The organism is Devosia riboflavina (genome assembly GCF_000743575.1).
GTDB lineage: Bacteria > Pseudomonadota > Alphaproteobacteria > Rhizobiales > Devosiaceae > Devosia > Devosia riboflavina.
Window position 1 is genome coordinate 20,564 of record NZ_JQGC01000005.1, and the last position, 13,508, is coordinate 34,071.

At 61.9% G+C, this 13,508-nt stretch carries 20 protein-coding genes and 1 tRNA gene; 16 read left to right on the forward strand and 5 right to left on the reverse strand.

Annotated elements, in window-relative coordinates; translation table 11 throughout:
- Position 1 precedes the first annotated feature (1 nt).
- The 12 genes from JP75_RS06475 to JP75_RS06530 all read left to right on the forward strand — a co-directional run bounded on the left by JP75_RS06475 (position 2) and on the right by JP75_RS06530 (position 9,141).
- Positions 2–1,036: a hypothetical protein gene (locus JP75_RS06475; RefSeq protein ID WP_035080744.1), complete on the forward strand. Its 1,035-nt coding sequence runs from the start codon at positions 2–4 to the stop codon at positions 1,034–1,036.
- A 9-nt stretch (positions 1,037–1,045) separates the two neighbouring features.
- Positions 1,046–1,549 carry a hypothetical protein gene (locus tag JP75_RS06480; protein WP_035080745.1) on the forward strand — a complete coding sequence of 168 codons (504 nt, stop codon included), beginning with the start codon at positions 1,046–1,048 and terminating at the stop codon, positions 1,547–1,549.
- A 2-nt stretch (positions 1,550–1,551) separates the two neighbouring features.
- Entirely contained in the window at positions 1,552–1,911 is a 360-nt protein-coding gene (locus JP75_RS06485; RefSeq protein ID WP_035080746.1) for a DUF1353 domain-containing protein, read from the forward strand.
- Between the two features lie 71 nt (positions 1,912–1,982).
- Positions 1,983–3,479: a phage tail sheath protein gene (locus JP75_RS06490; RefSeq protein ID WP_051960439.1), complete on the forward strand. Its 1,497-nt coding sequence runs from the start codon at positions 1,983–1,985 to the stop codon at positions 3,477–3,479.
- A 15-nt stretch (positions 3,480–3,494) separates the two neighbouring features.
- Positions 3,495–4,031, forward strand: coding sequence for a phage major tail tube protein (locus JP75_RS06495; RefSeq protein WP_035080748.1), 537 nt, complete (start codon positions 3,495–3,497; stop codon positions 4,029–4,031).
- A 2-nt stretch (positions 4,032–4,033) separates the two neighbouring features.
- Positions 4,034–4,426: a hypothetical protein gene (locus tag JP75_RS06500; RefSeq protein ID WP_051960440.1), complete on the forward strand. Its 393-nt coding sequence runs from the start codon at positions 4,034–4,036 to the stop codon at positions 4,424–4,426.
- Between the two features lie 104 nt (positions 4,427–4,530).
- Entirely contained in the window at positions 4,531–6,717 is a 2,187-nt protein-coding gene (locus JP75_RS06505; protein WP_035080757.1) for a hypothetical protein, read from the forward strand.
- Positions 6,714–7,133: a phage tail protein gene (locus JP75_RS06510; RefSeq protein WP_051960441.1), complete on the forward strand. Its 420-nt coding sequence runs from the start codon at positions 6,714–6,716 to the stop codon at positions 7,131–7,133. Before JP75_RS06505 ends, JP75_RS06510 begins: the two co-directional genes overlap by 4 nt.
- Positions 7,130–7,354, forward strand: coding sequence for a tail protein X (locus tag JP75_RS06515; protein WP_035080759.1), 225 nt, complete (start codon positions 7,130–7,132; stop codon positions 7,352–7,354). Before JP75_RS06510 ends, JP75_RS06515 begins: the two co-directional genes overlap by 4 nt.
- 2 nt (positions 7,355–7,356) lie before the next feature.
- Positions 7,357–8,388: a phage late control D family protein gene (locus tag JP75_RS06520; protein ID WP_051960442.1), complete on the forward strand. Its 1,032-nt coding sequence runs from the start codon at positions 7,357–7,359 to the stop codon at positions 8,386–8,388.
- 23 nt (positions 8,389–8,411) lie between these two features.
- Complete coding sequence (locus JP75_RS06525) at positions 8,412–8,621, forward strand: DUF7940 domain-containing protein (protein WP_035080760.1); 210 nt, start codon at positions 8,412–8,414, stop codon at positions 8,619–8,621.
- 1 nt (position 8,622) lies between these two features.
- Positions 8,623–9,141 carry a lysozyme gene (locus tag JP75_RS06530; RefSeq protein ID WP_035080761.1) on the forward strand — a complete coding sequence of 173 codons (519 nt, stop codon included), beginning with the start codon at positions 8,623–8,625 and terminating at the stop codon, positions 9,139–9,141.
- A 65-nt stretch (positions 9,142–9,206) separates the two neighbouring features.
- Here the strand turns inward: JP75_RS06530 and JP75_RS26150 are convergent, their stop codons facing one another.
- Together JP75_RS26150 and JP75_RS26465 are read right to left on the reverse strand one after the other, a co-directional pair.
- Complete coding sequence (locus JP75_RS26150; protein ID WP_160194650.1) at positions 9,207–9,527, reverse strand: hypothetical protein; 321 nt, start codon at positions 9,525–9,527, stop codon at positions 9,207–9,209.
- Positions 9,499–9,960, reverse strand: coding sequence for a hypothetical protein (locus tag JP75_RS26465; protein ID WP_160194651.1), 462 nt, complete (start codon positions 9,958–9,960; stop codon positions 9,499–9,501). Before JP75_RS26465 ends, JP75_RS26150 begins: the two co-directional genes overlap by 29 nt.
- Here JP75_RS26465 and JP75_RS26470 point away from each other — a divergent pair, their 5' ends adjacent.
- Positions 9,961–10,170 (forward strand): hypothetical protein, encoded by a 210-nt coding sequence (locus tag JP75_RS26470; protein WP_160194652.1) that lies wholly within the window; start codon positions 9,961–9,963, stop codon positions 10,168–10,170. It abuts the gene before it with no gap.
- Here the strand turns inward: JP75_RS26470 and JP75_RS06550 are convergent, their stop codons facing one another.
- Positions 10,171–10,620 carry a hypothetical protein gene (locus tag JP75_RS06550; RefSeq protein ID WP_035080767.1) on the reverse strand — a complete coding sequence of 150 codons (450 nt, stop codon included), beginning with the start codon at positions 10,618–10,620 and terminating at the stop codon, positions 10,171–10,173.
- 122 nt (positions 10,621–10,742) lie between these two features.
- Here JP75_RS06550 and JP75_RS26475 point away from each other — a divergent pair, with 122 nt between their 5' ends.
- Entirely contained in the window at positions 10,743–10,916 is a 174-nt protein-coding gene (locus JP75_RS26475; RefSeq protein ID WP_160194653.1) for a hypothetical protein, read from the forward strand.
- Positions 10,917–11,046: 130 nt separating this feature from the next.
- A complete protein-coding gene (locus JP75_RS06555) occupies positions 11,047–11,469 on the forward strand; it encodes a hypothetical protein (protein WP_152565752.1) in 423 nt (140 codons plus the stop codon).
- Here the strand turns inward: JP75_RS06555 and JP75_RS06560 are convergent.
- Both JP75_RS06560 and JP75_RS06570 read right to left on the reverse strand, forming a co-directional pair.
- Positions 11,466–12,155, reverse strand: a complete 690-nt coding sequence (locus tag JP75_RS06560; protein ID WP_035080769.1) for an SOS response-associated peptidase — start codon at positions 12,153–12,155, stop codon at positions 11,466–11,468. The genes JP75_RS06555 and JP75_RS06560 overlap by 4 nt on opposite strands.
- Positions 12,156–12,593: 438 nt before the next feature.
- Positions 12,594–12,669, reverse strand: a tRNA-Trp gene (locus JP75_RS06570).
- A 137-nt stretch (positions 12,670–12,806) separates the two neighbouring features.
- Between JP75_RS06570 and JP75_RS06575 the strand changes: the two genes are divergently transcribed.
- Positions 12,807–13,508: a carbonic anhydrase gene (locus JP75_RS06575; RefSeq protein WP_035080772.1), complete on the forward strand. Its 702-nt coding sequence runs from the start codon at positions 12,807–12,809 to the stop codon at positions 13,506–13,508.

Below are 13,508 nucleotides of genomic sequence, written 5' to 3' on the forward strand. Positions count from 1 at the left end.
CGTGCCCGGCATTCCGAAGGGTACGGTTGCCCTCGCTACCATCCTGCTTGGCAGTACCCAAATTCAGCAGGTCCGCTTCGGAACCACGCAAATATGGGCCAACGAAGTGGTCGTGGTGCTGGCCAATACCAGCAACGTAACCCTCAAGAACCTTTTCACCAGCGTTCAGTGGGCAAACGTCAACCTGAAAAAGCGCGTCGTTGTCCCCGTGGGCGTTGAAGTCAAGGCCACAGTAAATGCCTTCGCCATCCTTGCCACCGTTCAGGCGGACGGGCTGGCTGGCTCTTGGGCGGGCTCGCTGACGCTTGAGGTGAGGGGAACCGTTTCGGGGATCGGTGGCGCCGCCAATTCCGGCGTTGGTGGGTCGGTGATCAATGTCAACTTCACCGGCCGAAACGGCGAAAAGCTACAGCTCAATCTTATTGGTGGGACGTGGCGCGCTGGTGGCGGTGGCGGAGGCAGGGCCGGCAATGGCGGACAGGGATTGTGGTATTCTGCCCGCACCGTGACTGAGGGGCCATACTACCAGTTAGGGGCTCCGGCATACTATTGGTACGCCAACACCAGCACCTTACAGGCTCAGGTGTGGTGGAATACCACACTTGTTGCGACTACTTCATCATCCACTACCGCCGTTGCATCTGGCGGGTACACTTACTATCGATCATCAGCAAGCACTAGTGACGGCCCAGAGACCTACTACTATATCTACCGCACTTATCTGGTCTACGACGTGCCGAACTACACTGCTGGCGGTGTGGCCGGCAACGGCGGCCGAGGCCAAGGTTGCGATGGCGCGGCAGCGGTCGGTGCAGCCGCTGCAGGGGGCGGAACCAATGCTGGCGCCAGCGGGAAGAGTGGCGACGGCGCCGCTTATGGTGGCACGGGTCAAACAGGCGCGAACGGTTCCACCGGCAATTACACAGGTGGCACGGCCGGGGCGGCTGGCGGGCTTCCCGGCTTCTACCTGACGGGCGCTGCCAATTCCAATTTCACCAACACTGGCGGCACAGTGCTCGGCCGCCTTGCAGCCTAAGGAAACCTGATGAGCGAAGAACCCGGGCCGACCCCTGAAGAGGTCGCGGCCGCCGCACGCCTTGCGCATTTCAAAACCGCCACCCGCGAGCGTGTTGTCAGCCACATGCATGGGGTAGGGGCCAGCATTATTAATGCCTACCCGATCGCCGAGGTTATGAGTTGGCCAATCCAGCGCGCAGAGGCAATGGCCATCATCGCTCTTGGCGAGACTGCCGCTTTGGCGCTGACATCCGAACAAACTATCGGGGTGGCACCATTCCTCGTCGATATGTGCGACGGCCACTACGGCGCCGAGGCGGACGATGCTGTTCGCGCGCAGCGCCTTTGGGACAAGGCCGTGCTTGTCAAGGGCAAGTCCGATGTCTGGGCGGCGCTCTCCGCCTTCCTTTGTGGCCTTCGCGCTCGGATGGATGATCAGGTTGCGGCGGCGACCAGTGAAATTGCTCTTTTCGAAATTGAGAGCAATGTTCAGACGGAATTGTCTGCCTTCCGCAATCAGTACGGTGTCTAGCCGTGAGTAGCTTCACCAATCCGCTGGTGATCACACCAGGCGGTAAGGGGCGCTACCGCACGGAGCGCCCCTTTTCGTTTGACATCGGCGTCAAAGGTTCCGGTCTGACCGTGACGGTGCCGGAAGGTTTCGAAACCGACTTGGCCTCCGTTCCGCGCTGGCTCTGGTGGTTGGTAGCTCCTCATGACCCGCAATACGCCGCCGCAGCGGTGCTGCACGATTATCTGTGCGATTGGCCAGGCTTCGATCTCACGACCGCGCATGCGATTTTCCTCGACGCTCTGCTCATTTTGGGCGTCGAACGCTGGAAGGCCGTGGCCATGTATTTGGCCGTCGTGATCTTCAACAGCGCTCGGCGATAGCGCAGCCCGAACTGCATTCCGCCCGGCCTCAGTGCCGGGCTTTTCTTTGCCCGCCATTCAGGAGTTTTCTCATGGCACTCACCGTTGGGATCAAGCATCTGCGCGATGGCGTGGAGCCCCAGTCCGTCATCCTCGGCGACCGTAGCGTCATCGGCATCATCGGCACTGCCGGCGCCGCGGATGCTGAGGCCTTCCCACTCAACCGCGCCGTGGCGCTGCGCACCAACGATGCTGCGCTACGCTTGCTTCTGGGCTCCAGCGGCACTGTACCGGATGCAGTTGCAGGCATTTCGGCTCAGCTCGAAGGCAGCGCCGAGGCGGCGCAGCTTGTCGTCGTCCTCGTCGATGAGGGCGCAACCCCGGCAGAGACGATTGCAAACATCGTCGGCAGCGAAGCCAGTAAGACCGGCATTTGGGCGTTTCTTGATGCGACCGAGGATCTGGGACTGCAGATCGGCCTTATCGTGGCGCCGGGCTTTACCTCGCAGGCGGTGCGAGGTCTTGTGGATCCCGTGATCACCGCACCAGGCGACGGGGGCGCGAACGGCACTTTCCCGCTCATCTTCACTGGCGGCACCGGGTCCGGTGCTGCGGGCACTTTCACCGTCACCGGCGGCGCGCTTACGGCAATCGCCATCACCAACCCGGGCAGCTATACCGTCAAGCCGACGCTCACCTTGACCAACTCGGCCGGCCTGACCGGGGCGACTGCATCGGTGGATCTCGAGCAACTGGCCAACCCCATCATGGCCGCAATCCCGACCGTCTTGGACCGGCTCGAGGCGGGCTTCATCCCCGAAGGTCCGACCAGCAGCCGTCAGGCCTGGCTCGATTGGCTGGAAACCCTTCCGGCCAGCCGCTGGATCTTCCATCCGCTTCGTCAGGACGCCAAGACCACTGATGCCGAGGGTGACCTGGTCACCAAACCCTTGTCGCCCTATGTCGCTGCCCTCTACGCGCGCCGTGACAGCGAGCGGAACGGGGTACCGTCTGGCTCGATCATGAACCAGAGCATCTATGGCCTCGTCGGTGTCACGCCTTCGATCCGCCTATCGCTCACCGACGAAACGTCGGAAGGGCAGATGGACCTTGCCGTTTCCGGCGGCATCGTCGCTCGTGGCGACGTCGGCGACGTGTCGGCCCCGGGTTCGACTGGGTTCACCTTCTGGGGCAGCGATACGCTGGCGGCCGAGACGGAATGGCTCTTCGCTCACGTAGTGCGCCTGCGCTCCTATATCGAAGCGGGCAATGTTGCTGCGCAGAAGAAGTATCTCGGCAAGCAGAACATCACGCTGCAGTCGGTGGAAGCGGTGCTCAATACCCTTCGCCTCTGGCTGACTAAGCTGCATTTCGACGGTCACATCCTGTCGCCATTCCTGGTCGGCTTTGACCCCGATCAGAACCTCCCTGAGGAGCTGCGGCTTGGCGAGATCGACATCAGCTTTGCGGCCGAAGAGCCGCCGGTACTGCGTCGCATCCTGATCCGTTCGCGGCGTCACCGCGCTGCGCTCGAAGCGCTCGCCCAGGCCATTTCGGTCCGCCTCGGCGCCATCCAGTCCACCTTCTAAAAAGGAGCATGCGCCATGGCGGCTGCATCCGTATATCATGCCGACGCAGCGACGCTGTTCGTGGGCGACGACGACCCGACCAATTCGCTGCATCTCGTCCTGAAGGGCGTAAAGATCCCGGCGCTGACCGAGAAAACCCGCGGCTATGCGCCTGGTGGCGGCCCAATCGCCATCGAACTGGGCATGCGCAAGATCGAGGCCCCCAAGCCGACCTTCAAGCTTGAAGGCCCCAACCCTTCGGTGATGAACAAGTTCATGTTGCCCCAGCGGCAAATGTTCACGATGCGCGCCAACATCCGCGACGTCGCCGCTCAGCGCGACATCGCCATGAAGGCCATCATCCAGGCCCGGATGATGGAAGTGGACATTGGCGAGTTCGGTACCGACGATGGTGTCGAAAGCGACTACCAGCTTTCCGAAGTCTTCTACTACCAGGTCTTCTTCGACGAGCAGGAGAAGTTCTACTTCAACTTCCTCGAAGGCTATGCCGGCGTCCGTATTGATGGTCTGCAGGTGTTCCGGACCGTCGCCTCCAACCTCGGGCTGGTGTGATTATGGCAGAACCCGCTGAAGAACCTGTCGCCGCTCCGGCGCCGGCAGTTCGTTTCGCCTCCGACCGCCCGCGGTCTAAGCAGGTGCCGCTGGAATGGCCGCTTGAGTTCGGTGGCAGGCTCTATGACAGCATCACCATCCGCCGCTGCACCGGGACCGAGATCTCCGAGTATGTGATTGCGACCGCGGCGGGGCAGGACGTCATGCCGCCGGTCGTCGATTGCCCCAAGGAAGTCTACGACGCCTTGGACGACGACGACCTCTACGAAGTGGACAAGGTGGTGCGCGATTTTTTGCCCCGTCGCTTCCGGGAGGCGACCGAGCCTACCCCGGAAGTCTCCGGCAGTACGTCAACCAAATCCGCCACACCCTCGGCGGAGGTCGCGCCGAAATAATGGCGCAGGACTGGCACGACATCTGGCTCGATTACACCGATGCGGTGCATATCGAGCGGGAGAAGGCCAAGTTTCAAGCTCGACTTGCGAGAAGGTGAGATCTGATGGCCCGCACAATCGTTGGTATTCTGCAGCTCCTGCTGAAACAGGATGTGACGCAGAAGGCCCCGGCTGTGAACGCGGCCATCAGGTCCATCGAGCAGCAGGCACAGCGCCTCGGGAACGCCCAGTGGGGCGCCCAATTCCAACGGCAGTTGGACCGGCTCAAAGTATCGCCGGCCGAGCGAGCGGCGATTGCCGCCTCGTATGATCGCCTGGCTCGTGACATCAATGGCAAGATCAACCGCGCCGATCTTGCCGCTTGGCGCCACGGCACTCTCGCCCATTTGGCGCAGGTCCGGGCGGGGATAAAGCAGACCGCTGACCAGGCCAAGCAGATGCACGCCGCCATCAACGGCGCGAAGGGGCTAGCCGGCAACGTGATGAAGCCGGCGCTGGTCGCGCTGGGGGCCTATACGGGCTGGTATGCTGCCGGCGTTGCTATGCGCGAGGGGTTCAACGCTGCTGGCGAGCGGACCCGCGAAGACTTTCGCCAGGACATGGCCGGTATTCCGGAGCTTGAGAAGACGAGGATCGCTGCGCAGGCCCAGGTGCTGACGGCAAAGTATCCTTCGGTCGGTATGACCGAGATTATGGAAATGGCGCGCACCGCGCGGAACACCATGGGCACGACCGAAGACGGTCTGGCCATCCTGGAAGATATGGTTCGCGGCCTTGTGACCCTCCAGTCGTCGCAGGGTGTCGACGCCGGTTCAGCATCGATGATGCGGCTCATTCGCGGTCTCGACAATCTCGGTCTCAACGCCGGTGGCGAAGTAGGCCTCGCGTCTATGCGGGAAGTCATGGCGGGCGCCATTCGCGCCGCCCAGATCGAAGGCGGGGAAATCGACGTCGGGCAATATTTCGAGTTTGCCCGTCGCGCCAAAGTTGCGGGACCGGCTCTTTCCGACGAGTTTTTGGCCACGACCGCTCCGGCCATTATGCAGGACATGACAGCCTCGGGTGCCGGCAATGCGCTGGCCATGCTGTTCAAGTCTTTCGTCCTTGGCGATGCCAGCATCAACGGCAAGGTCTACAAGGCCCGGCAGCGGGATCTCGGCATTCGGGGCGAGGATGGCGAGATCGTTGACGGCAATATGCTGGGACAGAACCCCTATCAGTGGACCAAAGCCTATCTGGTGCCGGCGCTACAGGCGGCAGGGGTGGATCTCAGCAATGAGACCGATGTCGCTGCTGCCGTGGGCAAGCTCTCCGGCAACACCAACGCTACCGGTCTTCTGACGCGCATGATCACCCAGAGCGATCAGATCGAACGCCTGATCGGTATGTATTCCCAGGCTATGGGGCCGGAAGCCGGCGACCAGGCGAGGGAACGGGATCCATTTGTCACGTTGAAGGGCTTGACGAGTTCGCTGGGCAATTTGTCCGCGGCGATGGGCGAGCACGTCATGCCCGTGATCATTCCCGCCCTCAACACGATGACGGACACCATCAATAGTATGGCGGCCGGCGTTCGTGGGGCAGGGGGACTCGAGGTGGGGCTTGGGAGCCTCGCCCTCCTGATTGGCACGATCGGCGCGTGGAAGGTTGGCACTGCAGCAATCGGAGGCCTGATTGCCCTCACAACGGCAGGCCCGTCCCTGCAAACTGCGGCCATTATGCTTCAGGGCGCTGCAACCTCGCTCGGCGGCCAAGGCCTGCCTGGCGCTGGCCAGCCCAAGGGCAAGGGTGGCGGTTTACTAGGCGGCCTCGCCACAACCATCACGTCGCTCGCCGTCGCCGGCGGTCCCGGTATCCTTTCCGAGATGACGTCTGGCAGCCCGTCTTCGATAGAAGAGTTTGACGCTCAAGTGGCCGAGCAGGGCCGCATAAAGCAGCAGATGTGGAGTGCAATCGACGACGCGACCAGTTGGATGGGCGGATGGTTCAACCCAACCCGCACGCCCGGGTCGAGCGGGATGGTGGGCGAGCAGGCCGCTGCCGACATGTCCACGCTGAAGGCCGAAGCCATGAGCGCAGAGGCCATCTTGAATAGCCTGACCAACCAAATGAACGGGGTGAACTCTCCGGTTTCGCCCCGGATCGACACCGCAGACCTTGAGCGTGCCCTTGGCGTCGCCCAAAGGCTGGCTGCCGCTTTGCAGTCCATTGGTGGCATCACAGCCCGCCAGGGGGCTGCTGCCCGGCAGTCGATTGACGGCCTCTACTCAGACTACGGGGTAACGCCATGAGCCTGATGATGCTGGGCCCCGTGGCCTTCGACATGAAGCTCAACCCGCAAAAGCTCTCGCGCACCTCTGAAGCATCGTTTGCGGTCCACGACGTGGTCGGGGCCGCACCGGTGCGCGAAGATATGGGGGAAGGGGACACAACCTATGAAATCACGGGTGTGATCCACCCTCACCATTTTGGGGGGCTGGACGGGCTTGCAGCGCTAGATGTCGCTCACAAAGCGCGCATCCCTGTTCCTTATATGCGAGGCACGCTATCGCCGGTTGGTTGGGTCGTCATCGAAAAGCTGACCGTCGATGAGGAGGAGATCGGCCAGTTTGGCGTTGGCATGGAAATCAACTTCACGGCGTCGCTCGCGGCGGTTGGAACGCCAGCGGTCGGTATGGCCGGCTCCATACTGAGTTTGCTCCGATGACAACCCAAACCATCACCGTCCGGTCTGAAGGGCTCACGCTATCGCGCGTGATCTGGCAGTTCTTGCGCCGGCAGCCGGAAGGCTATTTGGAGCGAGTTCTGGAGGCGAACCCCGGGATCGCTGACACCACCACGTTGCCGGTTGGAACCCTTATCTTGATGCCGCTCGACAGCATCCCTTCTGCGGCCGATGCGCGTACCGTCGTCAAACTCTGGGATTAGCTATGCTTTTGGTCGGTCGCTTCAAGGTGTTCGTCGGCGGTGTCGACGTCACCAGCAGGTGGAACCCTACCTTGAAGAGCGCATCGGTAACTCGGGGCGCCCGTGAAGCGTCCGACACAGCACAGTTGACCCTTGCCGACCCTGGCGGCCAGACCTTCTTGCCGGGTACCGGTGACGACCTAGTCGTTCACTTCGGTAACTCTGCCGATGGGCTGGGGCAGGTGTTTGAAGGGTTCGTCGACAGCGTTCGTTGGCGCATGGACAAGTCGAGCGGTCGCGAGATTTCGATTGAGGGATCTTCGGTCGACCACAAGTCAAAGGTGAAGGCCGGTGCGCTCAGAAGCGCAGCCGACAAAACATTCTCCGACGTTGCCAAGGAGTGGGGCAGCAAAGTCGGCCTCGACATGGTCGTGGCGGGCGAGCTGGGGAGCGTCTTCCGGCCCTACTGGCTCATGCAACACGAAAGCTACATGGGCTGGGGGCAGCGGATGGCCCGCGATCTCGGCGCGTCGTTCAAGATCATTGGCCGCCGCGGCTTCTTCGCGCCGCTGAACGAGGGCATCTCGGCGTCCGGCAAGACGCTAACCCCCGTCTACGGCATCGTCGGCCAGAACGTCGAAGACATCGACGTCACTCCCATTATCGGTCGGCCCCAATACGGGACCGCAAAGGCCCGATATTACGACATCAACTCTGCCGAATGGCGCGAGGTCGCAGAGGCCGTTCGGGAAGCAGGCATCGATGTCGATTTCCGCTCTTTGCTGGGCGCCGCCAATGAGGGCAATGCCGGCCAGTCCGCAAAGTCTCGCGCCAAGGAATCGGAACGAGAGCGCGGCGATGGCAGCGCCACCATCCTTGGCGACCACACGGCCGAGCCCGAGGCCAAGTTCATCCTCACCGGAGCGCGGCCTGGCATTGACGGCGACTACGTCATCGACAGCCTGACGCACTCACTCGACAAGAAGAGCGGCTTCACGACGGCCCTCACCCTGAAGGCTCCTGCCGGCGGCGCCGGCAAAGACACCCGGGCCTAACCCCATCCAAATCGGAGAAATCTATGAAACTCCTCCCCGACTGGCGGAAGGTGCTCGTACGCGCGTGGTCCATGTGGGCACTGGCAATCTCGATCCTGCTTAGTGCTCTCGAGGTCGCGCTTCCCTTTCTGCAAGACTTTCTGCCGCTGCGGCCGGGCGCCTTTGCGGTTCTCATCTTCTTGACCGTGATCGCGGCGGCGATCGCGCGCCTCCTCGTTCAGAAGGATATTTGACATGAGCAAGCGCGCGAAAACGGCGCTAGCGTCCGCTATGGCCATTGGACTTTCGGTCGTGGCCTTCACCGCCACGAACCTGACGATGCCGTGGGAATCCAAGCGTAACGTCGCCTATTGGGACGCGCTCGGTTCCGTATGGACCGTCTGCTATGGCGAAACGCAGGGCGTGAAGAAGGGCGATGCATATACCGATCAGCAGTGCCTCGACATGCTCCTGCGCCGCATGGAGCGTGACTACGAGCGGCCCCTGGCGGTCTGTATCCCGAACTATTCGTCGATCCCTTTCAGCGTGAAGGCCTCGTTTCTGGATCTGGCCTACAACGTCGGCGTCGGCGCCGTCTGCGGCTCGACGGCCGCTCGACGCGCCGCAGCAAAGAACTGGGTCGGGGCCTGCGAGGCAATGACCTGGTTCAACCGTGCTGGTGGACGCGTCGTGCGCGGCCTGCAGCTTCGTCGAGAGGACGGCGACGCTCACCGCATCGGCGATCGGGAAATCTGCCTGGCGGGGCTCTCGTGATGCTCCAGGCACCCATGGCAGCCATCATAGGCTCCGCGGTCCTCGCTGCCCTTGTTGCGGCTCCTTCAGGGTGGTTCGCGCGAGGGGTTGTCTTCGACCGCATTGAGCGCCCGCAGATCGAGCAAGCCGCAACTCAAAAGGCCAACGACGCGGCGACCATCCGGGTCATGGACGCGGCGAAACGCGCTCAAGACGCCGAGCGGGAGCGCCAGCAGCGCGTCGGCGCCGAAGCTGCCCGGATTTATCGGGAAGCACTCACCAACAGCCGGCGGGCAGCCGAGGAGGAGCGATCCCGCCTTGAACAGGAGAATGCCGACTATGCAGCCCAACTCGCCCTTGAAGGCCGCTCTTGCGTGTTTACTGGCCCTGATCTTGAGTGGCTGCACGGACTTGGCCCGCCGCGCTCAGATTGATGCCGGCAGCCGCATCGGCGCTGCCGCGGCCCAGGTGACGCTTGAACCTCAGCCCGGCGAATGCGCCGTCGATACCCAGCACGCTCCGCTCTTTGTCGGACAGGAAGCGATCGTCGCCCTGCGACTTGAGCGCGTCCAACTGGATGCAGCCAACGCCTCCAAAAGGCGCTGCTACCTCTTCAACCAAAACCTGGCCAACGGCCTGCGGCAGGGAGCCCAATAGGTCGTGGAAGAGAACGAGAAGCTGCTGCTCAAGATGCTCGAGCAGGTGCGCGACGACATCGCCACTGAACGTGAGACCGAGCGCGCAAGCCGTGCTCGGCTCCATGAACGCATGGACGAAGTCGTCGATCGCGTCGGACGTATTGAGGGCGACGTCCGGATCCTCGGACAGGTCGATGGCCAAGTGCGCGCGGAGGTTCAGACGCTCACTGCAAAGGTCAATCAGAACCAGGAAGACGCGCAACCGACAATCGACGAGTGGAAGCGCATTCGCGCTTTCGGAATCGGACTGGGCGGCATCCTTGCCCTGGGAGGTCTGTCGATCGGTGCAATGGCGGTCTATGCGGGTGAGACGCTGGTCAGCGCCATCCGGCACTGGCTGCGCATACCATGATCATGAGGACGCGCCGAAAGGCACGTCTTCGTCCCAATCCTCTACCTTCTCCACATCACTCACCGGCTGCTCCCATAGGGCTTTGTGGTTGGGCTGGTAGAAAACCTGATAGGTCGACCTCAAGTAGTCGATCAGCGCATACGAGTGAGGCGGGGCAGTCCACTCTGGAACGGTGCGCATATGCTCCCAGTTCGCCATCTCGGCGACCTTCGCCCCATACTCTTCTGCCATCTCGTCGCCATCGGCACGGATGAACAGGATCGAGTCATTGCTGACTTTGTGCCGCAGTTCCCACCATCCCCAGAGGTTGCTGCCTCTGTGGGGATCGTAAAACGGCACCAGCACCAATCCCCTATATTCCCGCGCCTCGGCCTCGCTCGGCCACATACCCCGTAGGTCCGCATGGTTCGGATTTCTATGCGGATAGATCCACTTCCAAGGGCTTTCCATGTCCCTTCTCCAATGCGGTTTCGATGAGAACCAAAAAAGAACATGCAGGAGCGAGAGTCAAGCGCTTGTTCCGCGTCTGTTCACGGTGTAGGAGTCCTGACCTCATGAACTGAGGTGTCCCTATGCCCATCGAAATCAAACTCAACAATGCTGAACGCATTCGCCGTGCCAAGCTCGCAAATCCTGCCATTACGGAGCAGGAGATGGTCTCAACGCTTGGTGTCACGGCAGGCCAGGTAAAGGCCGCGTTGGCCTACAAAAACCCTGGCCAGAAGCCCGGCCGTAAGCGCGCATGACGCCATGGACGTGCCGGCCCGTCTGAAATGGCGAAAGGGAGCGGACGGCTTCATTGCCCATCCAACCGCCACCGATCATCACGAGCGTTTTGCGTCGCTCCGCCTATACAATTCCGGATGGAACACCGACGTGACGCCGCCCAGACGCTTCGAAAGCTGGCTCTGGCTGGTTAAGTGGGAGGGGTGGTTCGTCGAGCACGGCTATTGGGACAACAAGCAAGGCGCCGCTGACAAGGCGACCGAGGCCTGGTGGCGGTGCGTCCAGACCGATATTCCGCGCGATGTCGATATGGAAGTCGCCATGATTGTCGCACGGGCGCTGGTGATGCCGGTGCCCAACAGTCTTTTCGGAGAGGACGCCAATTTTCTCCAGAAGGTGAATTGGCACCTGCATGAGGTCTATCGCCACGAAATTGCGGCTGGGGTGCCCGCGCTGAAGAACCTTAGCGAGCAGCTATCGGCTGAGCTGTTTCGGCGGCGCGAGGCAGGCGAATACAAAGAGCCAGAGCCCTACCAATCGAGCCCGACCTTTCGACGACGCCGGCGGCGTTAGAGCGAGTTGAGCGGTGCAATCCCTTCCGAGCCACCTTGCCAACGGTTCGAATTGACCTGGCGGTCCACCCGGTGGTGGACCATGCTGCGGTTGATGCAGCGGCCGAGGATCGCACGCACCTCGTCCAATGGGGTTCTGGGGTCCATCCATGCGTCATAGTCGGCACGGTTCAGCACCAGCGGCTCTCGGTCGTGGATCTGGTCGACGGGCGGCTCAGCCGGCCCGGTGATGATGGTGCAGCTCTTGAGCGGCGTTCCATCCTTGTTGACCTGGGTGTTGATGGCGTAAAGTCCTGCGAAGCTAAAACCTTCGCCGCCCGGCATGTGTATCCAGTGCGGGTCTTTGCCCTTATCGAGGGCCTTGGTCCACTCGTAGTAGCCATCGGCCGGGATCAGGCAGCGCGTCTTGGAGAATGCGCTGCGGAAGACGGCGAGCTCGGAAACCGTTTCGATGCGCGCATTGATCAGCGGCGCGCCCTTCACCTCCTTGAAGAAGGTAGGGACGAGGCCCCAGCGACCTTCGTCATAGATCGGCTCTTCGCCCTCGAGCCGAACAAACTCCACAATGTCGGTGGGGCAAATATTGTAGCGCGGCGCCGTGTTCTTCGCGCGGCGGGCGTCAGAATGGATGTTGTAGAGGCCATGAACCTGTTCCCAGGTCATGGCATGGGTATAACGTCCGCACATGCGCCAACTTCCGATTGAGACAGTCAAGCCACACGGCGACAATGGCACATCCCTGTTTCGATTCCACCCCTGACAATGCCGACCAAATATCAATCCGCCACGGGCTCCATCTCCCTGACCGCCGATGACGAGCACAAGTTCCCGATCTATTTTTGTGAGGAATGCGACGCGCCGCACGCCGCCTTTGGCATCAAGCAAGGGGATGGGCGCAAAAGCTATTGCGGTTGGTTGAATGGGAGGGCGATGTGCATCGGGAAGGGTAGGGCGGAGGATGGCGGAAAGGTGCCGGCGGCGGCACCGCCTTGGTCATAGCCACGAGCCGCTGGGGGAGCGAAGCGAGAACGAGAGTGTCTAACCTCCGGTGGGAGGTGTCTAACTGTTCTAGAATGTTCTGGAAGCAAATCGGAGCGAAGCTCAACGATATCAACGACTAGTGCCTGGCAGGGGCTGGGGGACTCGAACCCACGACCCTCGGTTTTGGAGACCGATGCTCTACCAACTGAGCTAAACCCCTTCAGGCGAGGGTGTGTCTAATAGCAAAGCGCGCGCCGTGCAAGTGGGTGATGCCAGTTCACCCACAGTTTGCTCCCTGGTCACGACTTGGCAATCTCCTTGCGCCAGATTTGCTTCCGGCAAATTGGGGGATCTGTCATGTGCCTGGCCTGCAATTCAAAAATCGTCACGCCGTCGCGCCGTTCCGTGCTGCTGGGTGGCCTCGCGGCCCTATCGGCCAGCGCGCTGCCGGCCTTTGCCCAGGAGCAAGCGGCCCCGTCGCCCGACGAGTCCCTGCAACGCCTGCTTGACGGCAATGCCCGCTATGTCGCCGGCCAGCGCACCAATACCGATTTCTCTGTGGGCCGCGCTTCCCGCGCACTGACCCAGCGCCCCTTCGCCGCCATTTTGAGCTGCGCGGATTCCCGTGTGGCACCCGAACTCGTCTTCGATCAGGGGCCGGGCGACCTTTTCGTCGTCCGCGTCGCCGGCAATTTCGTCAATGATGACGGCCTTGCCAGCCTCGAATACGCGATCAATTTCCTCGAAACGCCGCTGATCATGGTGCTCGGCCATTCCAATTGCGGTGCCGTAGATGCGGCCATCAAAGTCGTCCGCGACGGTCTTGCCTTGCCCGGCCATCTACCCGACATGATCGAACCGATCCGCCCGGCCGCGGAAGCGGCTCTGGCCCAGTCGCCATCCGATCCACTCGGCCTTGCCATTACAGCCAATGTGCAGAATGCGGTCGCGCGCCTCGAAGCGGCCGAACCCATCCTGGCGGCGCGCGTAAACAGCAAAAGCCTGCGCGTAGTCGGCGCGCAATACGATCTGCAAACGGGGCAGGTCGCTCTTCTCTAG